This is a genomic window from Marinobacter sp. DUT-1 (genome assembly GCF_050379415.1).
Lineage (GTDB): Bacteria > Pseudomonadota > Gammaproteobacteria > Pseudomonadales > Oleiphilaceae > Marinobacter.
The window spans coordinates 609,649-631,953 of sequence record NZ_JBNRLS010000002.1; the positions used below are offsets into that span (position 1 = coordinate 609,649).

Here is a 22,305-nt window from a genome sequence, read left to right on the forward strand (position 1 = left end):
CTGTTTTCATGGGCCTGCAACGCCAGCGTCACACACCTGAAAACAAACATTGACCACTCTCGGACTATAACTGGGATCTTACAGGCAAAAAAAAAGAGCCCTAAGGCTCTTTTTTCCCAGGATCCCGGGAGATCCTGTTATTTGGTGGGTCGTGAAGGATTCGAACCTTCGACCAATTGGTTAAAAGCCAACTGCTCTACCAACTGAGCTAACGACCCTTGACTGGTGATCAGACAATTTACCTGATCGATACCGCTCGAGCTCAAACGAACAGTACCCGGAATTTGGTGGGTCGTGAAGGATTCGAACCTTCGACCAATTGGTTAAAAGCCAACTGCTCTACCAACTGAGCTAACGACCCAAACGAGGCGCATATAGTACTGATATTTTTCCGGTGATCAACCCTTTTTTTGGAGTAATCCCCGATTTTTTTCCTGAGCCGGATTAACCGTTTGCAGAGGAAAGAAACTTCTTGGCAAGCTCCGCCGCACCGCTATTCGGATAATCATCAACGACGCTCTGCATGCGCCGCCGAGCCTCGTCAGTTTCGCCCAGACGATCCAGGGCCACACCCAGCTTGTAAACCGCATCCGGGGCCTTGCGATGGTCCGGAAAACGGGTCGCCACAATAGTGAAGGCCTGTTTTGCCTGCTCCAGCTGCGGCTTGACCAGGTAGACCTCACCCAGCCAGTAGTACGCGTTCACCGTCAGGTCCCCTTCGGGGTATTTGTCGATGAACTCGTACAACCGGGTAATGGCCTGGTCGTAGTCTTTCTGGTTCCGGATCAGGTCCTGGATCTCGTTATAGGCCTTGCGCTCCTCATCCCCGGGCTGGCGATATTCGCGGGTTTCCACCGCCTGTCCGCCGCCATCAGCGGGAGCAGACGACGAAGCCGGCGCCGGTTCCGGCTGGCTCGCCATCTTCTCGGACAGATCGAGGATGCGCTGGTCCAGATCGATGTAGCGATCGCGGCCCTGCTCCTGCAACCGGGTGATCATGTGCTGCTGCTCTTCCACCTGCCCCTGCAACCTGCGTACCTCCTGCTGGAGCTGCTGAATCATATAGAACAATTCTGAGGTTGCCTGGTTGCCAGAGGAGCTTCTCTGGGCCGGTGCGGAAGATTGCGCCTGAACCGGCCCCACCTGCGCAAGCGCAAGTGGAACCAGCAGTAACGCCACGAGCCGTTTTCTCATGGATACACCCGATCTGTCAGTTAGCGGTTCAGTCGAAAACCAGTTCTACCCGACGGTTCTGTGCCCAGGCACTTTCAGAGGAGCCCATGACCGCCGGCTTTTCTTCACCATAGCTTACGGTTTCGATCTGGCCACGTGAAGCACCGTTGACGATCAGGAACCGCTGCACTGCGTTGGCGCGACGCTCACCCAGGGCGAGGTTGTATTCCTTGGTACCACGCTCGTCGGCATGGCCTTCCAGGCGAACGTTCCGGCCCGGGTTGTTGGCCAGGTACTGGGCATGGGCCACCAGTACGTCACGGGCTTCAGGCTTGATCTCTGCGGTGTCGAAATCGAAGTAGAAGGTGGTGATGTCACGCAGGGCTTCCATCTTGGCGCGCTCTTCGGCGGCCATACGCTCTTCTTCGGTCAGCGCGGACGAGGACACACCGCCCTCATCATCACCACCGTAGACCGTGGAGCCGTCATCTACAGGAGCAACGTCGGAATCGTAGGTGCCATCGCCCACAGTTTCACCTGTGGAGCTACAACCGGCGAACAGACCGGCAGAAAGCAGCATGGCGAGGACCTTGGAGTGCATTGACAGTTTCATGTTCATTTCCTTTCAGTGGCTTGAGTTTATTGATTGCTTTCGAAAGCCCGGGGCGTTCAGTTAACTATCGGCCCCCAGGCAGGTTCACGGACATCCCCTTCCGAAGCCGGCAGGCTGTATGCCGCACCGCCATCGGCCGAGATCACGGTCAGCACACTGTCGCCACCCTGTTTGGTGGCATAGATCAGCATCCGACCGTTGGGTGACACACTCGGTGATTCATCCGATTCGGTCCGGGTCAGGACCGTCTCTTCACCGTTCTTGAGATTGGTGCGGGCAATATGGAACGCGCTGTTTCTCTGATGCACGTAATATACGTAGTCCCCGGTGTTGTCCGGCCGCGGCCGCGCGTTATAGCGACTGCCGAAGGTAATACGGCGGGGTTCTGCGCCGGGCGATTTCATATGATAGATCTGCGGTCCGCCGGAGCGATCCGAGGTGAAGAAAATACCGTCACCCGAGTGGTCGTAGGTTGCCTCGGTATCGATTGCCCAGTGATTGGTGAGCTTGGTCAGCTGCCGGCTCGCCAGCTCCATCCGGTAGATCTCGGCGTTACCGTCCTTGGACAGTGTCATCAGCAGCGAGCGACCGTCTTCGGACCAGGCCGGCGCAGAATTGAGACCTTTGAAATCGGCCACCTTGGTGCGCTGGCCGGAGGACAGCTCGTGAATATAGATGGCCGGCTTGCCGGTTTCGAAGGAGACATAGGCCAGCCGTTTTCCATCCGGCGACCAGGCTGGTGACAGGATCGGTTCCTGGCTTTCCAGTCGGATCCGTGCACGCTTGCCGTCTACGTCACTGACCTGCAGGCGGTACCGGGGTTTGCCATTGAAAGTGTCGAGGGTGATGTACGCCAGTTTGGTGGAAAACGCCCCCGGCACGCCAGTAATCGCCTCATACACCTTGTCACTGATGTGATGGCCAAGCGTACGCATACCATTGACCGATGCTGCCGCGGTTTCGCCGAGAATACGTTTTTCCTGGTTAACGTCGAACAATTCATAGCGGGCAACGACCCTATCGCCGTTCCGGCTCAGCTCACCGACGAGGACGTACCGCTGGCCGAGCATACGCCAGTCCCGGAAGTACACCTCCTCCCGACGGGAAGGCAGGCTCAGCATCTTTTCCGGAGACAGGGGCCGGAACTCACCACTCATGGCAAGATCATCCCGGACAATATTGGCCACCTTGTCCCCGGGCGGAATTGCACCATTCTCCGCAAATGGCACCACGGAGATGGGAAGGGCGGCATCAGCGCCCTCGGTGATTCGAATCAGCAGCTCGGCGCGTGCCCCGGTTGCCAGCATGATCAGGGCAACCAGCGCGGCGGCCAGGGCTTTATGTGAGGTCGTCCAGGTCCGCTTTGTCATGATCTTTCCTGTTTCCTTATCTCAACCGGCGCGGGTTGAATTCAATAGTAAACTGACGGAAATAACGCTCGAAGGTTTCCCTGTCATCCGGTATCGGATAACGGTTCAGTGAGCGTACAGCACTCAGGGCCGAATTATCGAATGCGGTGTTGCCACTACTGCTGACAAGTTTGACACTGGCCAGTTCGCCCGTCGGCAACAACGTTATCTGCAGCCGCGCAGTCATTTCTTCGGTGGCCGACGATGGCGGATACCACGCCTGGCTCAACCGTTCCCGGATCAGCGCCTGATACTTCTCACTTTCGGAGAGCATCTGCGCTTCCTTCGCCCGGGCCGCGGCGGCCTGCTGCTGACGGCGGGCTTCGGCCTCCTTCGCCTTGCGAGATTCTTCGGCCAGAGCTTCAAGCTGCTGCTCTTTCAGGCGCCGTTCGGCCTCAAGGCGCTTGCGTTCGGCTTCCTTGCGGGCCTCTTCTTCCTGTCGGCGACGCTCGGCTTCTTCCTGCCTGCGCTGTTCTTCCAGTCGCCGCTGTTCTTCCTCGGCCTTCTTCCGTTCAGCTTCCTTGCGCTTGCGCTCCTCCTCGGCTTTCTGCCGCTCGCGCTCCCTGGCTTCAGCCTCTGCTTTCTGACGGGCGGCTTCGCGGGCTTTCGCCTCTTCCCGCTCCTTCGCCAGGGCTTCCTGTTTCTTGCGTTCTTCCTCGGCCTTGCGACGGGCCTCCTCTTCCCGGGCCTTCTGCTCCGCTATCCTGCGCGCCTCTTCTTCCTGGCGACGACGCTCGGCCTCGGCTTCCGCCTTTTTCTGTTTTTCCTCTTCAGCACGGCGCTGCTGGTCACGATCCGGCTGATCGTCAGGCTCCACCACCGGGCTTGGCTCCGGCTGCTGCTGAGTAATCAGGCGCGCCGAAATACTGCGGGGTGGCGGCTCATCAACAGGACTGGTCCAGGACCAGCCGGCCAGAGCCACCACCACAATCAGCAGGTGCAAAAACACCGACAGGGCGACCGGCGATTTCCACGGCGGCGTTCCGGTACTGATTACCCTGTGATCACGATTCGTCACAACAGCTCCCCGCCTTCCTGACTCACTTCTCATCCGGGGATGGTTCGGTGATCAACCCGATGCTGGTGGCACCGGCACCCTGCAACTCCGCCATCAGGCGCACCACCGTGCCGTATTCCACATGTTCGTCACCGCGCACCAGGACCTCACCGTTGGGACGCTGGGACAGGATTTTCGCAACCCGTTCACGCACCTCCCCCAGGGACATGGGATCACTGCTTTCATCACCGATTTCCATGAAGTAGGCACCGTTGGTGTCCACCGAGACCACGATCGACTCCACATCCTTGTCAGACTGGATAGGGTCCGATGTGGTTTCCGGCAAATCCACTTTCACGCCCTGGGTCAGCATGGGCGCGGTCACCATGAAGATCACCAGCAACACCAGCATTACGTCGATGTACGGAACGACGTTGATTTCCGACATCGGCTTTTTCCGCTGCTGCGGCATCATTCCCATGCCTTTCATATCACCCGGCTCCGGTCGTTGCGTTCATTCATCAGGCGGCACTCTGCTCGCTGGCATGCACGCGACGGTGCAGAATGCTGGAGAACTCTTCGGCGAAGGTCTCATAGTTCTTGAGCAAGGCATCGGACATGGCTGAAAAGCGGTTGTAGGCAATAACCGCCGGAATTGCCGCAAAAAGGCCCATGGCCGTGGCAATCAGGGCTTCCGAAATACCCGGGGCGACCGTGGCCAGAGTTGCCTGCTGGACCTGTGCGAGACCACGGAACGAGTTCATGATCCCCCAAACGGTGCCAAACAGGCCGACATAGGGACTGGTGGAACCGACCGTAGCCAGAAATGGCAGATGGGTTTCAAGGCGCTCCTGTTCCCGGGAGAATGCGACGCGCATGGCGCGCTGGGTGCCCTCCATGACGGCGTCGGCGTCCCGGCTCTGTTGCCGGAGGCGCGAGAACTCCTTGAAGCCGGCGCGAAACACCGCTTCCACCCCGGAGAATGGCGTCGGCTCGGCGTTGACCTCCCGGTACAGTTGCCCCAGGTCCATTCCGGACCAGAACCGTTCCTCAAATTCCAGCTGGGCTCGCCTGGCTTTCCGGAATACCTGCAGGCGCTGGAAAATCAGGGCCCAGGAAATCACCGAGGCCAGTCCCAGCAACAGCATGACCAGCTGTACCAGTAACCCGGCATTTGAAATGAGATGCCATACAGAAAGTTCTGACTCCACCTTTTACTCCTGGCTGGTTCCGTTGGTTGGGTCCGGGTGCTGAACATTGCGCTTCAGCAGATCCTGCATATTCTCGGGCAGGCGCCTGGGCCTGCCGGTATCCAGTGCCACGCAGGCCACGCGAACATCCGCCTCGCACAGCAACTTACGATCACTGGCACGCAGAACACGCTGTCTGAAGTTCATCCAGACCCGGCCGTAGGCCACGGGCTCGGCAGTGACCAGCAACTGGTCATCCAGCCGGGCCGGCACCGCATAGTGAATGTTCATCCGCTGCACCACGTAGCTGATGTTATCCGCCAGGCCGGCCCGAAGACCGACTCCGCAGCTGCGCACCCATTCGGTACGGGCACGCTCCATGTAATGCAGATACTTGGCATGGAAGACAATTCCACCAGCATCCGTATCTTCTATATACACCCTGATGGGTAATTCAAAGACCTGGGCGTTGGCTGGATCAGTCAAAGAGGTCCCCCTCGGCATCCGATCTGCGAGGCACCACCCCGAAGTGCTGGTAGGCGTTGGAGGTCACCATTCGTCCACGCGGTGTTCGAACCATGAAGCCCTGCTGGATCAGGAAAGGCTCCAGCACGTCCTCGATGGTGCCCCGCTCCTCGCTGATCGCGGCCGCCAGGCTTTCAACGCCCACCGGTCCGCCATCGAACTTTTCAATCATGGCCAGCAACAACCGCCGATCCATGTGATCGAAGCCCTGGTTATCCACCTTGAGCATGTTCAGGGCCTGATCCGCTATGTCAGCGGTAATCCGACCATTGGAGCGTACTTCGGCGAAATCCCTGACCCGGCGCAGCAGCCGGTTCGCGATCCGGGGCGTCCCCCGGGAACGGCGGGCAATCTCGAAGGCCCCGGCCTCATCAATCGCCACCGTGGAGAGCCGGGCCGAGCGGATGATGATATTGGTCAGATCCTCGGTGTTGTAGAACTCGAGCCGCTGCACGATGCCAAAACGGTCCCGCAGCGGAGAGGTCAGCAGCCCGGCACGGGTAGTCGCCCCAACCAGAGTGAATGGCGGCAGATCCAGCTTGATGGAGCGGGCGGCCGGACCCTCGCCGATCATGATATCCAGCTGGTAGTCCTCCATGGCCGGATACAGGACTTCCTCAACGGCGGCGCTCAGACGGTGGATCTCGTCAATAAAGAGAACATCGCCTTCTTCAAGATTGGTGAGCATCGCGGCCAGGTCGCCGGCTTTCTCCAGCACCGGGCCGGAGGTGGTCTTGATGGCTACGCCCATCTCGTTGGCGATGATATTGGCCAGAGTGGTCTTGCCCAGACCGGGCGGGCCGAAAATCAGCACATGGTCCAATGCCTCCTGCCGGCCGCGGGCGGCGGAGATGAAAATCTCCATCTGCTCACGGACCGAGGGTTGGCCCACGTATTCGGACAGCAGCGTCGGACGGATGGCCCGATCCTGGACCTCCTCATAGTCACCGGTCCCGGCTGAAATCAGTCGGTCGGATTCAATCATGGCATCACCCGTTCTCTGGGAATCAACATCGTGCCTGTGCGCCTTGCCCTGCTATTCAACGTTGACCCAATTGTACAAACGGGCCCCTGACTGTCACGTTACGCTCTCTACAGGTTTGGCGCCACTGAGGCGACATATTACCGTCAGGTCATCCGGCTGGAATCATGTTGCGCAGGGCCAGACGAATCAGGGTCTCACTGGTCGCGCCTTCCTCGGCGACCTTACTGATCGCTTTTGCGGCCTCCTGCGGTTTGTAGCCAAGGGCAATCAATGCGGCCTCGGCTTCTTCCCTCGGATCCGGGCCAGTCACTACCTGTTCGGAGGCGGGCCCACCGGCAACTGTCGCGCCCGGCGACATCGGCACAAACTGGCCTTCAAGTTGCCCGATCCGGTCAGCCATTTCAATAAGCAGGCGTTCCGCCGTTTTTTTGCCCACACCGGGCAGCTTGACCAGGGCATTGGCATCCTTCGACTCGACACAGCGGATGAACTGCTGGGCATCCAGACCGGACAGGATTCCGACCGCCAGTTTCGGTCCAACGCCATTGACCTTGATCAGCAGGCGGAACAGGTTCCGATCCAGCTTCGCCGCAAACCCATACAGGCTCTGGGCATCCTCGCGTACGGCAAAATGGGTATGAAGGGTCACTTCCTGCCCCGATTCAGGCAGATGGAAGAAGGTAGTGTAGGGAATGTCGATTTCGTAACCCAGCCCGGCGCACTCCACCAGCGCCTGCCCGGGGGTCTTTTCGACCAGAATGCCTCGGATACGACCTATCAAGGGGTAGCTCCTGTGGCTCCTGGGAGCCGGTTATTGTTGTCTGACCCGACCGCTGCGCACCTTGCCGCCATTCCCCGCCAGGCGCAGCACACTCTGGCTCATATGGGCGTGGCACAGGGCAATGGCCAGGGCATCGGCCGCATCTTCCTGGGGTTTGCGGGACAGTGACAGCAGGGCCTGCACCATATGCTGGACCTGGGACTTGTCCGCCCCACCCTTGCCGACCACCGCCTGTTTGACCTGCCGGGCGGAATACTCGTGCACCGCCAGCCCGCTGTTGGCAGCACTGACGATCGCGGCACCCCGGGCCTGACCCAGCTTGAGAGCGGAGTCCGGATTGCGGGCCATGAACACCTGCTCGATAGCGAACTCCTCCGGCCGATACTCGCCAATCAGCGTGGCCAGGCTGTGGAAGATGGTCTGGAGCCGCTCGGCCATGGGCTTTTCCCCAACCCGGATACAGCCGCTGTCGATGTACTCGATCACCCGACCCTCGGCACGAATGACCCCGTATCCGGTGATTCGGGAACCGGGATCCACTCCGAGAATGATCGGCATGCTCAGGCTCCCGCCATGGTCACAGGGATTCCATGATGTCTGCGGAGATATCCGCGTTGTGGTAGACGTTCTGAACGTCATCCAGATCCTCAAGCATGTCGATCAGCTTGAGAATGGTTTCGGCCCCATCCCGGTCCAGTTCGACCCGGGTTGACGGGACCATGGTGACCTCGGAATTGTCCGGCTTCAGCCCCGCCTCGACCAGGGACTCTTTGACGTCCAGGTACTCCTCCGGGGTGGTCACAATCTCGTAGGAGCCGTCTTCCTGTTCCTGCAGGTCCTCGGCCCCGGCTTCCAGCGCCGCTTCCATTAAACGGTCGCCGTCCACGTCCGGGCTGTAGCTGATAATGCCCTGCTTGGTGAACAGGTAGGCCACGGAGCCATCGGTTCCGAGATTGCCGCCAAACTTGTTGAACGCGTGGCGCACCTCGGCGACGGTCCGGTTCTTGTTGTCGGTCATGGCCTCGACAAAAATGGCCACACCACCCGGACCGTAACCTTCGTAGGTCAGTTCTTCGTAGTTGCTGTCATCGCCACCACCGGCACCACGTTCAATCGCCCGTTCGATGGTGTCTTTTTTCATGTTGGCCGTCAGGGCCTTGTCGACAACCGCCCTGAGCCTGGGGTTATCGTTGGGATCGCCGCCGCCAAGGCGGGCGGCAACGGTCAGTTCCCGGATGATTTTGGTGAAGATCTTGCCACGCTTGGCGTCCTGTGCCGCCTTGCGATGCTTGATGTTGGCCCATTTACTGTGACCAGCCATGCCTAACCTCCGTCCATCGTCCGGAGAGCGGGCCGCGGGCCCGCCCCCGACTTGTCAGAATTTACTCGTCACCCTCAGCCTTGTTGCCCTCAACCGGCTTGGCCGAACGGCGCAGACGGATGTGCAGCTCACGCAGCTGCTTCTCGTCCACCTCGCCCGGTGCCTGGGTCATCAGGCAGGTCGCGCTCTGGGTTTTCGGGAAGGCAATCACGTCCCGGATTGAAGAAGCACCGGTCATCAGCATGACCAGACGATCCAGGCCGAACGCCAGACCACCGTGGGGCGGGCAACCGAACTTCAGGGCATCCAGCAGGAAGCCGAACTTGGCACGGGCCTCCTCCTCACCGATTCCCAGGATGCGGAACACCGCTTCCTGCATTTTCTCGTCGTGGATACGGATGGAACCGCCGCCGAGCTCGGTACCATTCAGCACCATGTCGTAGGCGCGGGACAGCGCGTTGGCAGGATCCGCAGCCAGATCTTCCGGTGAGCAGGACGGCGCGGTGAACGGGTGGTGAATCGCAGTCAGGCCACCATCCGGGGTTTCCTCGAACATCGGGAAGTCTACAACCCACAGCGGCGCCCATTCGCAGGTCAGCATGTCCAGGTCGTGACCCAGCTTCACGCGCAGAGCGCCCAGCGCTTCGTTGACGACCATGGTCTTGTCGGCACCGAAGAACACGATATCGCCGTCTTCCGCACCCACGCGCTCCATGATGGCCTGGGCGACGTCGTCACCAAGGAATTTGATGATCGGGGACTGCAGCCCCTCCACACCCTTGGCCAGGTCGTTGACCTTGATGTAGGCCAGACCCTTGGCGCCGTAGATGCCGACAAACTTGGTGTAGTCGTCGATCTGTTTCCGGGTCAGCTCGCCACCCTTCGGTACACGCAGGGCGGCAACACGGCCCTTCGGATCCTTGGCCGGACCGGCGAATACCTTGAAGTCTACGTTCTCGACCAGATCATTGACGTCCACCAGCTCCAGCGGGATACGCAGGTCCGGCTTGTCGGAACCGAAGCGCTGCATGGCCTCGGAGTGCGGCATGCGCGGGAACTCCGGCAGGCTGACCTCGAGCACGTCCTTGAACAGGGAACGAACCATGTCTTCGTTCAGCTCCATCAGGGCCTGCTCGTCGATGAAAGACGCCTCGATGTCCACCTGGGTGAATTCCGGCTGACGGTCGGCCCGAAGGTCCTCGTCCCGGAAACACTTGGCGATCTGGTAGTAACGGTCGACACCGGAGACCATCAGCAGCTGCTTGAACAGCTGCGGGGACTGCGGCAGCGCGAAGAAGGAACCTTCGTGGGTGCGGCTCGGCACCAGGTAATCACGGGCACCTTCCGGAGTTGCACGGGTCAGGATCGGGGTTTCCACGTCCATGAAGCCGCGGCTGTCCAGGAAGTTGCGGATGTAACTGGTGACCCGGGAGCGGAACCGCAGGCGGTTGATCATCTCCGGACGGCGCAGGTCCACGAAACGGTAGCGCAGACGTACGTCCTCGCCCACGTCCACGTGCTCATCCAGCGGGAACGGCGGTGTGGCGGCAGCGTTCAGGATGGTCAGTTCCTTGCCCAACAACTCCACCTGGCCGGTGGGCATGTTGTTGTTCTCGGTACCCGCCGGGCGACGACGCACGCGGCCGGTGACTTTGATGACGAATTCGCTGCGGACCTTTTCGGCCAGGGCGAAGCTTTCAGGGGTGTCCGGATCGACAACCACCTGGGACATACCATCCCGATCTCGCAGATCCAGGAAGATAACCCCACCATGGTCACGACGGCGGTGTACCCATCCGCAAAGTGTGACTTCCTGATCGATGTGGGATTCATTGATCCCACCGCAATAATGACTGCGCATACCGGTTCCCGTTACGTTAGATGTATTCGAAACTTTTTCGTGTCTTGCCGCCTCAGGTGGGGTGACCCTTTCCGAAACACGCTGTGGATACGTCCCTGTACGCTCTGCTCCGCCATCCATGGCTCCGCAAGGTTTCGGAAAGGGTCACCCCACCTGAGGCTACTTGATTCGTGGCCGCTAAAATTTTTGCGACCTTACTGGAAAAGCGGCCCATTATAAACACAATGGGGCCGAAAATCAGGCGTGCTGGTATGCAAATCCGCCGCCCGGATGACTGTATGGTTCCAGCCGGCTAGAATGCCCCTCTTCTTACCAACAAACGGAGTCTGACGTTGGCCACCAGAGCGGAGCAAAAACTGAAAACCCGACGCGCATTGATGGACGCTGCGCTCTCGCAGCTGAGTGCCGACCGGGGGTTTGGCAGTTTGAGTCTGAGAGAAGTGGCCCGCGAAGCCGGCATTGCCCCCACCTCCTTTTACCGCCACTTCTCGGAACTGGACGAACTCGGACTCGCCCTGGTGGACGAAGGCGGTGTCGCCCTGCGCCAGTTGATGCGCCAGGCCCGCAAACGTATCGCCCGGGACGGCAGCGCCATTTCCACCTCGGTGGATACCTTCATGGAATATCTGGGCAACAACGCCAACCTGTTCCGGCTAATGCTGCGGGAGCGCACCGGTGTTTCAAAACCCTTCCGGACGGCGGTGAAGGCGGAGATCGATCACTTCGTGACGGAACTGGCCGACGACCTGCGGCGCTTTGCCGAGGAACAGGGCAAACCGCTATCGGACGCACGTGTGGTGGCCGAGGCGATGGTGACGCTGGTTTTCAACCAGGGTGCGGAGGCACTCGATGCAACACCGAAAGAAAAGGAAGAGCTGAAGGTGAAGCTGAAAACGGAGCTTCGGATGATCCTGCTGGGCTCACAGACCCTTGCCCGGAGGCGCTGACAGCCGCTCAGGCCAGACTTGCCAGTATCGGTTCCAGCGCCTGTTTCATGCGGGCAAGCCCGCTTTCTTCATAGGGCACCGGAGTCTGGGTCCCCCACACCGGCCCAGGCCAGGCCGGGTCCCCTTCAAAGCGCACGATGTGGTGGACGTGAAGTTGCGGCACCATGTTACCCAGTGCCGCCACGTTCATCTTGTCGCCTTCAAACGCCTCCATCATGGCGCGGCTCAGCGTGGACGACTCCGTCATCAGCCTCTGCTGCTGGGCTTCCGGAAGCTCATAGATCTCCCGGATACCGGCGATCGCCGGCACCAGGATGACCCAGGGCCAGGTTTTCTCGTTCATCAGTCGCACTTCGCACAGGCGGGTCCTGCCCAACAGGAAGCTATCCGCCGCCAGACGCTCATGTAGCTCGAATTCCTGGCTCATCGATCACACCACCGAGTGGAACTGGTTACGGCCGCGGCCGATAGCGTAGTAGATCAGGCCATAGCGATCGAGCATTTCCGGCTCGTACAGGTTACGACCATCGAAGACCACCGGGTCCCGCAGGTTGGCGGCCACCACGTCGAAATCCGGGGAACGGAATTCCTTCCATTCGGTGCAGATTGCCAGCACATCAGCGCCCTTGAGCGCCTGCTCCTTGGTTCCGCACAGGGTCAGACCCGGCTGGTCACCGTAGATGCGCTGGGTTTCTTCCATGGCTTCGGGGTCGAAGGCCTGTACCGAGGCACCGGCTTTCCAGAGGTCTTCCATCAGCATACGGGAAGAGGCCTCGCGCATGTCATCGGTATTGGGTTTGAACGCCAGTCCCCACAGGGCAACAACCTTGCCCTCGAGCTTGCCCTGGAAGTGATGGCTGATCTTGTCGAACAGCACATGTTTCTGGGCATAATTCACCTCTTCCACCGAGTTCAGCAGCCGGGCGTCATAACCGCAGTCACGGGCGGTACGGGCCAGAGCCTGAACATCCTTCGGAAAGCAGGAGCCGCCGTAACCGCAACCGGGGTAGATAAAGTGGTACCCGATACGGGGATCGGAACCGATACCCCGACGTACCGCCTCGATATCGGCGCCGAGGCGCTCGGCCAGATTGGCGATTTCGTTCATGAAACTGATCTTGGTTGCCAGCATGGAGTTGGCGGCGTATTTGGTCAGTTCTGCCGAACGGATATCCATGAAGATCATCCGGTCGTGGCTGCGGTTGAACGGGTAATAGACTTCCCGCAGCAGATCCGCCGCCTTCTCGCTGTCGGTACCGACAATGATGCGGTCCGGCTTCATGAAATCGTTGATGGCCGCGCCTTCTTTAAGGAACTCGGGGTTGGAGACCACATCGAATTCCAGCTCAAGGCCGCGGTGGTCCAGCTGTGCCTGCACCGCTGCGCGAACCTTGTCGCCGGTGCCGACCGGAACCGTGGACTTATCGACCACCACCTTGTAGTCGTCCATGTACTGGCCAATGGATTTGGCAACGGCGGTCACGTACTGCAGGTCTGCCGAACCGTCCTCATCGGGCGGTGTTCCTACCGCAATGAACTGTAATGCGCCATGTTTTACCGCCTCTTCGGTATCGGTGGTGAAAGCCAGGCGGCCCGCCTCCACGGTGTGCCGGACAATCGAGTCCAGGCCCGGCTCGTAGATGGGAATCAGGCCGTTGCGCAGTTTGTCGATCTTGCCCTGGTCCACGTCCATACACAGGACATGGTGACCAACGTCCGCCAGGCAGGCACCCGTCACCAGCCCAACATATCCGGTACCGAAAATTGTGATCTTCATGGGTTACTTTCCAAACGTATCCAAATGGGTAAAAGTCAGAACTCAGTGTTCGCCGGAGGCTTTTTTCTTCTGCCAGATCGCTTCCCAGGCCAGCGCAGTCCGGACAATGGTTTCCAGATCATCGTAGTCCGGCTCCCACCCCAGAGTGCCACGGATCAGGGTGTTATCAGCCATCAACGCGGCGGGATCGCCAGCGCGCCGATCGGTCTCGGTCACCGGGAAATCCACGCCGGACACCCGCTTGACCACATTGATGACCTCGCGCACGGTGAAGCCCCGCCCGTAACCGCAGTTCAGGACCTTCGATTCGCCACCGTTCACCATGTAATCCAGCGCCATGACATGGGCTTTGGCAAGATCCTCTACGTGGATGTAATCGCGAATACAGGTGCCATCCCGAGTGTCGTAGTCCGTGCCGAACACACTCATACCTTCCCGTTGTCCGGTGACACACTCGCTGGCCACCTTGATCAGGTGGGTAGCTTCCGGAGTCGCCTGCCCCAGCAGACCGTCAGGATTGGCGCCGGCGACGTTGAAATAGCGCAGGATGACGTAATTCAGACTTGAGGCAACTGCCAGATCCATGATCATCCGCTCGCTCATCATCTTGGACGCGCCGTAGGGATTGATCGGTGCCAGCGGCAGGTCTTCGGTAAGGACCTGCTGGTCCGGCATGCCATAAACTGCAGCCGTGGAGGAGAACACCATGTACGGAACCTGGTATTGCTCGACAGCCTTCAGCAGGTTCAGGGTGTTGCGGGTGTTGTTGCTGTAGTATTTGAGGGGATTGGACACGGATTCAGGCACGACAATGTTGGCGGCAAAATGCAGCACAGCCTCGAATTGGTGCTCAGAGAACAGCCGGTCAATCGCCGCCTCGTCTGCCAGATCCCCCACCACCAGTTCGCCGGCTGTCACCGCCCAGCGGTAGCCAGTGGAGAGGTTGTCAAAAACCACGATATCGTGACCGGCCTCACCCAGCTGCCGGACCACGTGACTTCCAATATATCCGGCTCCGCCGGTGACAAGCACTTTCATGGGTAAAGGCTACTCCTTCCCTGAGGATAATGACTGGCGCTGGCGCCGGATTTCCGCCCGGCGCTGACTGAAAAATTCGCTGATGATTTCGCTGCACTGCTGTTCAAGGACGCCCCCGGTCGCTTCCACCGCCCAGTTCAGATGGGGCTCCTCCAGAGTCCGGCGAGCCGATTCCACAGCGCCCGCTTTGGGCTCCGTGGCACCGTATACCAGGCGGCTGACGCGGCCATGCACAATCGCTCCGACACACATGGTACACGGCTCCAGCGTTACGTAAAGCGTCGCCCCTGACAAGCGGTAATTGCCCACGCGAGCGGCGGCATCGCGCAGGGCCCGGATCTCCGCGTGGGCGGTAGGATCGCAACCCGAGATGGGGGCGTTGAAACCGGCTCCGATTTCTTTGCCGTCCAGAACAACCACGGCACCCACCGGGACCTCGCCTGCCGCCGAGGCCTGTTTGGCCAACTGCAGGGCTCGGGACATCCAGTGTTGGTCGGTTAAGGACTGGGGCATAGTCGGGATTCTGGTTGATGAAAATGGGGTCAGAAGAAGGCTTTCTTCTGACCCCGGGGGCTGGTCCGGACTGGAAGGATAAAATTGGGGCCGCGAAATGGGGTCAGATGAAAGCTTTCATCTGACCCCGCCTTCATGCCTGCCCGCTCAGCCCGGGCTGCAGATCATTCCCACTCAATGGTCGCCGGCGGCTTGGACGAGATGTCATAGGTCACCCGGGATACACCGCTGATCTCGTTGATGATCCGGTTGGAGACTTTCTCCAGAAGATCGTACGGCAGGTGCGCCCAGCGGGCGGTCATGAAATCGATCGTCTCGACGGCGCGCAGGGCCACTACATATTCGTAGCGACGGGCGTCGCCAACCACACCTACTGACTTGACCGGGAGGAATACCGCAAAGGCCTGGCTGGTCTTGTGGTACAGGTCGGCCCGGTGCAGCTCTTCCAGGAAGATCGCATCGGCACGGCGGAGGATATCCGCGTACTCCTTCTTGACCTCACCCAGGATGCGGACACCCAGGCCCGGCCCCGGGAACGGGTGACGGTAGACCATGTCGTACGGCAGGCCGAGCTCGAGACCGATCCGGCGGACCTCATCCTTGAATAGCTCCCGGAGCGGCTCCACCAGCTTCATTTTCATGGTCTCCGGCAGACCACCCACATTGTGATGGGACTTGATCACGTGCGCCTTGCCGGTCTTGGAGGCGGCAGACTCGATCACGTCCGGATAGATGGTGCCCTGAGCCAGCCAGTTCACGTCCTTGATATTGGCGGCCTCATCATCGAACACGTCGATAAAGGTGTTACCGATGATCTTGCGCTTCTGCTCCGGGTCATCCACGCCTTTCAGCTTGGACAGGAACAGGTCCTCGGCGTCCACACGGATGACCTTCACGCCCATGTTGCTGGCGAACATGTCCATGACCTGATCACCCTCGTGGAGACGCAGCAAACCGTTGTCGACAAACACGCAGGTCAGCTGGTCGCCGATGGCCTTGTGCAGCAGAGCTGCGGTTACCGAGGAGTCCACGCCGCCGGAGAGACCGAGAAGCACCTTCTCGTTCCCGACCTGCTCGCGGATCTGGCGCACGGCATCGTCCACAATCTTGGCCGGCGTCCACAGAGCCTCACAACCACAGATATCCATCACAAAGTGCTCAAGAATGCGCTTGCCCTGGAGGGTATGGGTTACCTCCGGGTGGAACTGCACACCATAGAGATTACGACTGGTATCCTGCATGGCTGCAATCGGCGCACTCTCGGTAGAGGCCAGCAGCTCGAAGCCTTCCGGCATGACCACCACCTTGTCACCGTGGCTCATCCACACGTCCAGCAAGGACTCCCCGGCTGGCGTCAGGTGGTCGGTAATATCCGCCAGCAGCGGGCCCTTGGCGCGCACCTTTACCTGGGCATAGCCGAACTCACGCTTTTCGGAACTGGCCACACGACCGCCAAGCTGCTCAGCCATTGTCTGCATGCCGTAGCAGATACCGAGCACAGGGATGCCGCGGTCAAAGAGATCCTCCGGAGCCCGGGGACCACCCAACTGGGTTACGGATTCCGGTCCACCCGCGAGAATGATGCCTTTGGGATTGAACTCCCTGAGCTCTTCATCGGTGACATCAAAGGCCTTGATCTCACAGTAAACGCCTATTTCCCGGATACGGCGGGCAATCAGCTGGGTGTACTGGGAACCGAAATCAAGAATCAGGATACGGTGGTCGTGGATGTTCTGGGCCATGGAGTCCTCGGATCACAAATAAACAACGCGGCCCGTTCCGGGGCCGCGTTCATTAGGGTCATTCTTAACCGATACGGTAGTTGGGCGCTTCCTTGGTGATGGTCACGTCGTGGACGTGGCTCTCACGCATGCCCGCATTGGTGATGCGCACGAATTCCGGCTTGGTGCGCATTTCTTCCATGGTCGCGCTGCCGGTATAGCCCATGGAGGCACGCAGCCCGCCCATCAGCTGATGGACAATGTTACGCATCGGGCCCTTGCATGCCACACGACCTTCGATACCCTCCGGCACCAGTTTTTCGATACCCTTGCTGGCATCCTGGAAATAGCGGTCACTGGAGCCCTGCCCCATCGCGCCGATGGAGCCCATGCCACGGTAGGCCTTGTAGCTCCGACCCTGGAACAGCTCCACTTCACCCGGAGCCTCGTCGGTACCTGCCAGCAGGCTCCCGATCATTACGCTGTGCGCACCGGCTGCGATCGCCTTGGCGATGTCACCGGAGAAACGCACACCGCCGTCAGCAATCAGGGGGACGCCCCGGTCCTTCAGCGCCGCCGCGACGTTGGATACCGCAGAGATCTGGGGTACGCCGATGCCCGCAACAATACGCGTGGTACAGATGGAACCGGGACCGATACCGACCTTCACGGCGTCCGCACCGGCATCCGCCAGGGCAATGGCTGCGTCGGAGGTGGCAATATTGCCGCCGATAACCTGGACCTCGGGGAAGTTCTGCTTGACCCAACGGACACGCTCGATAACACCCTTGGAGTGGCCATGGGCGGTATCGACCACAATCACGTCCACGCCGGCCTCGGCCAGAGCAGTAATCCGGGCTTCGGTATCACCACCGGTACTGACCGCGGCACCAACACGCAGGCGACCCTGCTCGTCCTTGCACGCCAGTGGATAGTCCTTGGCTTTCTGGATGTCCTTGACGGTAATCAGGCCACGCAGTTCAAACTCATCATTAACCACCAGCACCTTCTCGATGCGATGGCGGTGCAGCAGTTCCTTCACGTCCTCGAGGCTGGCGCCTTCCTTGACGGTCACCAGCTTGTTCTTCGGTGTCATGATGTCACGCACCAGGGTGTCCATGCGGCTTTCGAAGCGGATATCACGACCGGTAACGATACCCACCAGATCGTGGCCATCGACAACCGGCAGGCCAGAGATATTATTGGCCATGGTGATATCCACCAGTTCACGCACGGTGGTGTCCGGCGACACGGTGATCGGATCCTTCACCACGCCACTCTCGAATTTCTTGACCTTGCGAACCGCAGCCGCCTGCTGCTCCACAGTCATGTTCTTGTGCATGATACCGATGCCGCCTTCCTGGGCCATGGCGATGGCCAGCTCAGCTTCGGTGACCGTATCCATGGCAGACGAGACCAGCGGAATGTTCAGGGTGATATTCCGGGTCAGCTGGGTCTGGAGACTGACCTGGTGGGGAAGAACTTCCGAGAATCCGGGAACAAGCAGAACATCATCAAACGTGAGGGCTTCTTCAGCAATTCGCAGCATTGGGCTCCGCCTTTTGAACGTGCTAAGTTTGGAAATCCTGTACCGCGCCCTGAGCGGCGCGACAAAGCAAAATCCTTAATCGATCTATTATAAAGTGGTGGCCCTGGACAGTAAACCGCACCATTTTTAAGGTCTTGTTGCATCTTTTTGAATTCCCGATATTTTTACTTCAAATTTTTCGGGTATTGCGTATAAATCCAACCATGGAGCACGGCATTGACTCCCTCCTTCCAGGACTCCCAGCCCCTTTCCGGTGATACTGGCAGCCTTCGCCCGACACGGGCCCTGAGCGTCAGCGAACTCAATCACCAGGCCAGGCACCTGCTGGAATCCAGTTTCATGCAGGTCTGGGTGGAAGGCGAGATGTCCAGCTTCTCCCGTCCCTCCTCCGGCCACTGGTACTTCTCCCTGAAAGACCGCAAATGCCAGGTCCGGTGCGCCATGTTCCGGGGCTTCAATCAGCGGGTCCGGGCCATCCCGAAGGAAGGAGACCAGCTCCGCATCCGCGGCAAGGTGACACTGTACGAAAGCCGGGGCGACTTCCAGATCATTGTCGAGCACATCGAGCCGGCGGGACTGGGCGCCCTGCAGCAGGCATTTGAGGAACTCAAGCGCAAGCTCCAGGCCGAGGGACTGTTCGACCCAGCCCGCAAGAAGCCGATTCCAGCCCTGCCCCGGCATATCGGGGTGATCACCTCCCCGACCGGCGCCGCCATCCATGACATCCTGACGGTGCTTTCACGCCGATGCCCGGCCATCCCGGTCACTCTCTACCCGACCGCCGTCCAGGGCAAGGCCGCGACTAACGATATTGTCCGGGCCATCGAGCAGGCCCAGAGCCATGGTGTTGCGGATGTCCTGATCATCGGGCGTGGCGGTGGCTCCCTCGAGGATCTCTGGTGCTTCAACGAGGAGGCGGTCGCCCGGGCCATTGCCGCCTGCCGGATTCCGACCGTGAGTGCCGTCGGCCATGAAGTGGATGTCACTATCGCTGACTTCGTGGCGGATCTCCGGGCACCAACCCCGTCGGCCGCGGCGGAAAAGATCTCCCCGGACCAGAGCCAGTGGCTGAGGCAACTCGCGGAACAGGAGCTGCGACTTGCCAATGCCGCACGGCGGGCCCTCAAACGGATGTCGGTACAGCTGGAACACCTGAGCGCACGGCTGCGGGATCCTCGCCGGGAGCTGCAGGAAAAGGCCCAGCGGATGGATGACCTGGAACTGCGGTTAGGTAAGGCAATAAAGCAGAAACTGGAGCGCTGGGATGTGCGCACCGGACACCTCGCCCAGAGGCTGGCCATGCAGTCCCCACAGAAACAGCTGACCATCAGCCGTGAAGCCCTCGTCCGCATCGAGGAGCGACTGTTTGCAGCAACCCGGCTGACCATCCGGCAGCAACGGGAGCGCATGGAACATCACGCCCAGACCCTGAATGTGGTCAGCCCGCTCGCCACCCTGGGCAGGGGCTACGCCATTGTCCGAGGCCCGGACGGCGACATCATCCGGGATGCAGACAACCTCTCACCCGGTGACCGGATTTCGGCCAGGGTAGCCAGAGGCGAGATCGAGGCCGAAGTGACCTCTGTCAAATCAGGCCAGGAATAACTCCCGGAAACCGCCTTACTACGCCTATGGTCTACTAGTCCACAAACTCAAAGTGCCTAAAGTTGAGTCAATACGTACAAACAACACAAAAACAACAGGCACCAAGAGGTGGAATCTATGGACTACAATTCCGAATTCCGGCGCTCGATCGACCAGCGTGACGAATTCTGGCAAGAGCATGCCAACCAGATTGACTGGATCGAAGCGCCGAAGACCATCTGGCAGCCAAAGGACAATGGCCACGGCGAATGGTTCCCTGATGGCGTCCTCAACACCTGCGACGTAGCACTGGACGCGAACATCCGTGCTGGCCGGGGTGACCAGAAGGCTCTGATCTACGACTCCCCGGTTACCAACACTCAGCAATCCTGGACATACAACGAACTCACCGCCGAGGTTGCCCGGTTTGCAGGCGCCCTGAAAGCGAAAGGCGTCACCAAGGGTGACCGGGTCATCATCTACATGCCGATGATCCCCCAGGCCGTCGTGGCCATGCTGGGCTGTGCCCGCATCGGCGCCATTCACTCTGTGGTCTTCGGCGGCTTTGCCGCCCACGAGCTGGCGGTGCGCATTGAAGACGCAGAACCCAAGGCCCTGATCACCGCCTCCTGCGGCATCGAGGTCAACCGGGTTATCGAATACAAGCCGCTGGTTGACAAGGCCATCGAGCAGTCCAGCCACAAGCCGGACCTGTGCGTGGTGTATCAGCGTCCGCAGGCCCGGGCTGACATGCAGGATGGCCGCGACGTTGACTGGGAAGCCGTTATGGCGGGCGCCGAACCGGCCGACCCGGTACCCGTCAAATCAACGGATCCCCTTTACATCCTGTATACCTCCGGCACCACCGGTAAACCCAAGGGCGTGGTCCGGGACAACGGCGGCCATGCCGTCGCCCTCAAATACAGCATGAAGCTGGTGTACGACGCCAACCCCGGGGATGTCTACTGGGCCGCCTCCGATGTGGGCTGGGTCGTGGGTCATAGCTACATCGTCTACGGGCCTCTGTTTGCCGGCTGCACCACCATCCTGTACGAGGGAAAGCCGGTAAAAACCCCGGATGCCGGCGCTTTCTGGCGGGTAGTGCAGGACCATGGGGTGGACCTGCTGTTCACCGCGCCGACGGCATTCCGTGCAGTGCGCAAGGAAGACCCCGAGGCGGACGAGCTGAACAAGTACGACGTCAGCTCCCTGAAGCGGCTCTTCCTGGCGGGCGAGCGACTGGACCCACCAACCTACGAGTGGCTGAAAGAGCACACGGGCCTTCCCATCCTTGATCACTGGTGGCAGACCGAAACCGGCTGGGCCATCTGCTGTAACCCGGTGGGTATCGAAATGATGGAAACCAAACCCGGCTCTGCCACCGTGCCCTCTCCTGGCTACAACGTTCAGGTTGTGGACATGAATGGCAGCCAGGTTCCCTCCGGGGAGCAGGGCCAGGTCGCGGTCAAGCTGCCGCTGCCGCCGGGCTGCATGATGACGGTCTGGGGTGATGATGAACGTTTCCGCAAGACCTACCTGGATCCGATCAAGGGCTACTACAGCTCCGGTGACGGCGGCTTCATCGATGATGACGGCTACGTGTTCATCATGGGCCGGACCGACGACGTCATCAACGTGGCGGGCCACCGGCTTTCCACCGGCGAAATGGAAGAAGTAGTGGCATCCCATCCGGCCGTGGCCGAGTGCTGCGTGGTGGGTGCCCATGATGAGCTGAAGGGCCAGGTACCAATTGGCCTGGTACTGATCAAGGACGGAGCCACCATCGATCACGATGAGCTGGAAGAAGAACTGGTTGAAATGGTGCGCGACAAGATCGGTGCCATTGCCTGCTTCCGCCGGGCAATGGTGGTCGAGCGGCTGCCCAAGACCCGGTCCGGCAAGATTCTACGCCGGGTGATCCGCCAGATCGCCGATGGTGAGGAGTACACGGTACCCAGCACCATTGATGATCCGGCCATCCTGGAAGAGATCAGCCAACAGTTCCGCTCCTGAGCATCGTGCTCGCAACCATCGTGGCCGGCCAGCTGAAATCGGCCGGCCGCGATACCTCTCCGCCTGTCACTTTCCTGTCAAATCCTTGTTTTTAATACGAATAAAAGCTTCAAAAAAAGCGTTGACGCTCCCGAAACTCGGTCTATACTGAAATTGCTGTGAAAAAACAGCGGTATTTAGTGAATGCGTTACAACGTCGTGCCTCCGTGCTTTTCGTTGCCCCTTCTCTCAGTACTCTCTGGATTTCTCAGCACAGTTCCATAAGGAATTCGAAGGTCCCGTGAGGGCAAATTTTAGAAAGACAGGAA

At 59.8% G+C, this 22,305-nt stretch carries 20 protein-coding genes, 2 tRNA genes and 1 pseudogene; 3 read left to right on the forward strand and 20 right to left on the reverse strand.

The window, feature by feature from the left end:
- Positions 1–142 precede the first annotated feature (142 nt).
- From ACQUTG_RS08410 to aspS, 14 genes are all read right to left on the reverse strand, one after another.
- Positions 143–218, reverse strand: a tRNA-Lys gene (locus ACQUTG_RS08410).
- 67 nt (positions 219–285) lie between these two features.
- A tRNA-Lys gene (locus ACQUTG_RS08415) sits at positions 286–361 on the reverse strand.
- A gap of 83 nt (positions 362–444) precedes the next feature.
- Positions 445–1,194: a tol-pal system protein YbgF gene (ybgF, locus tag ACQUTG_RS08420; protein WP_428918972.1), complete on the reverse strand. Its 750-nt coding sequence runs from the start codon at positions 1,192–1,194 to the stop codon at positions 445–447.
- Between the two features lie 28 nt (positions 1,195–1,222).
- A complete protein-coding gene (pal, locus tag ACQUTG_RS08425; protein ID WP_343810107.1) occupies positions 1,223–1,786 on the reverse strand; it encodes a peptidoglycan-associated lipoprotein Pal in 564 nt (187 codons plus the stop codon).
- 56 nt (positions 1,787–1,842) lie between these two features.
- A complete protein-coding gene (gene tolB, locus ACQUTG_RS08430; RefSeq protein ID WP_428918973.1) occupies positions 1,843–3,156 on the reverse strand; it encodes a Tol-Pal system beta propeller repeat protein TolB in 1,314 nt (437 codons plus the stop codon).
- A 16-nt stretch (positions 3,157–3,172) separates the two neighbouring features.
- Positions 3,173–4,213: a cell envelope integrity protein TolA gene (gene tolA, locus ACQUTG_RS08435; RefSeq protein WP_428918974.1), complete on the reverse strand. Its 1,041-nt coding sequence runs from the start codon at positions 4,211–4,213 to the stop codon at positions 3,173–3,175.
- 22 nt (positions 4,214–4,235) lie between these two features.
- The gene (gene tolR, locus ACQUTG_RS08440; RefSeq protein ID WP_428918975.1) at positions 4,236–4,682 is read right to left on the reverse strand and encodes a protein TolR; all 447 of its coding nucleotides are present in this window, start codon (positions 4,680–4,682) and stop codon (positions 4,236–4,238) included.
- A gap of 31 nt (positions 4,683–4,713) precedes the next feature.
- On the reverse strand, positions 4,714–5,403 hold the full coding sequence (gene tolQ, locus ACQUTG_RS08445) for a protein TolQ (protein ID WP_428918976.1): 690 nt from the start codon (positions 5,401–5,403) through the stop codon (positions 4,714–4,716).
- A 3-nt stretch (positions 5,404–5,406) separates the two neighbouring features.
- Positions 5,407–5,868, reverse strand: a complete 462-nt coding sequence (ybgC, locus tag ACQUTG_RS08450) for a tol-pal system-associated acyl-CoA thioesterase (protein ID WP_428918977.1) — start codon at positions 5,866–5,868, stop codon at positions 5,407–5,409.
- On the reverse strand, positions 5,861–6,892 hold the full coding sequence (ruvB, locus tag ACQUTG_RS08455) for a Holliday junction branch migration DNA helicase RuvB (protein WP_428918978.1): 1,032 nt from the start codon (positions 6,890–6,892) through the stop codon (positions 5,861–5,863). Before ruvB ends, ybgC begins: the two co-directional genes overlap by 8 nt.
- Before the next feature lie 148 nt (positions 6,893–7,040).
- Positions 7,041–7,673 (reverse strand): Holliday junction branch migration protein RuvA, encoded by a 633-nt coding sequence (gene ruvA / locus ACQUTG_RS08460; RefSeq protein ID WP_428918979.1) that lies wholly within the window; start codon positions 7,671–7,673, stop codon positions 7,041–7,043.
- 30 nt (positions 7,674–7,703) lie between these two features.
- A complete protein-coding gene (gene ruvC, locus ACQUTG_RS08465; RefSeq protein WP_428918980.1) occupies positions 7,704–8,231 on the reverse strand; it encodes a crossover junction endodeoxyribonuclease RuvC in 528 nt (175 codons plus the stop codon).
- 19 nt (positions 8,232–8,250) lie between these two features.
- Positions 8,251–8,994 carry a YebC/PmpR family DNA-binding transcriptional regulator gene (locus ACQUTG_RS08470; protein ID WP_428918981.1) on the reverse strand — a complete coding sequence of 248 codons (744 nt, stop codon included), beginning with the start codon at positions 8,992–8,994 and terminating at the stop codon, positions 8,251–8,253.
- Positions 8,995–9,055: 61 nt separating this feature from the next.
- Positions 9,056–10,855 carry an aspartate--tRNA ligase gene (gene aspS / locus ACQUTG_RS08475; protein ID WP_428918982.1) on the reverse strand — a complete coding sequence of 600 codons (1,800 nt, stop codon included), beginning with the start codon at positions 10,853–10,855 and terminating at the stop codon, positions 9,056–9,058.
- 332 nt (positions 10,856–11,187) lie between these two features.
- Between aspS and fabR the strand changes: the two genes are divergently transcribed.
- Entirely contained in the window at positions 11,188–11,802 is a 615-nt protein-coding gene (fabR, locus tag ACQUTG_RS08480; protein ID WP_428918983.1) for an HTH-type transcriptional repressor FabR, read from the forward strand.
- Positions 11,803–11,809: 7 nt separating this feature from the next.
- Here the strand turns inward: fabR and ACQUTG_RS08485 are convergent, their stop codons facing one another.
- From ACQUTG_RS08485 to guaB, 6 genes are all read right to left on the reverse strand, one after another.
- The gene (locus ACQUTG_RS08485; RefSeq protein ID WP_428918984.1) at positions 11,810–12,229 is read right to left on the reverse strand and encodes an HIT domain-containing protein; all 420 of its coding nucleotides are present in this window, start codon (positions 12,227–12,229) and stop codon (positions 11,810–11,812) included.
- Positions 12,230–12,232: 3 nt separating this feature from the next.
- Positions 12,233–13,579, reverse strand: coding sequence for a UDP-glucose dehydrogenase family protein (locus ACQUTG_RS08490; protein WP_428918985.1), 1,347 nt, complete (start codon positions 13,577–13,579; stop codon positions 12,233–12,235).
- Between the two features lie 42 nt (positions 13,580–13,621).
- Entirely contained in the window at positions 13,622–14,617 is a 996-nt protein-coding gene (gene galE / locus ACQUTG_RS08495) for a UDP-glucose 4-epimerase GalE (protein ID WP_428918986.1), read from the reverse strand.
- Positions 14,618–14,626: 9 nt separating this feature from the next.
- Positions 14,627–15,130: a tRNA adenosine(34) deaminase TadA gene (tadA, locus tag ACQUTG_RS08500; RefSeq protein WP_428918987.1), complete on the reverse strand. Its 504-nt coding sequence runs from the start codon at positions 15,128–15,130 to the stop codon at positions 14,627–14,629.
- Between the two features lie 164 nt (positions 15,131–15,294).
- Positions 15,295–16,872 (reverse strand): glutamine-hydrolyzing GMP synthase, encoded by a 1,578-nt coding sequence (gene guaA / locus ACQUTG_RS08505; RefSeq protein WP_428918988.1) that lies wholly within the window; start codon positions 16,870–16,872, stop codon positions 15,295–15,297.
- A gap of 64 nt (positions 16,873–16,936) precedes the next feature.
- Positions 16,937–18,400 carry an IMP dehydrogenase gene (guaB, locus tag ACQUTG_RS08510; RefSeq protein ID WP_428918989.1) on the reverse strand — a complete coding sequence of 488 codons (1,464 nt, stop codon included), beginning with the start codon at positions 18,398–18,400 and terminating at the stop codon, positions 16,937–16,939.
- A gap of 285 nt (positions 18,401–18,685) precedes the next feature.
- Between guaB and xseA the strand changes: the two genes are divergently transcribed.
- Complete coding sequence (gene xseA / locus ACQUTG_RS08515) at positions 18,686–20,005, forward strand: exodeoxyribonuclease VII large subunit (RefSeq protein ID WP_428919260.1); 1,320 nt, start codon at positions 18,686–18,688, stop codon at positions 20,003–20,005.
- Between the two features lie 96 nt (positions 20,006–20,101).
- Positions 20,102–21,997, forward strand: a pseudogene (locus ACQUTG_RS08520) (propionyl-CoA synthetase); the annotation flags it as partial.
- Between the last annotated feature and the right edge of the window lie 308 nt (positions 21,998–22,305).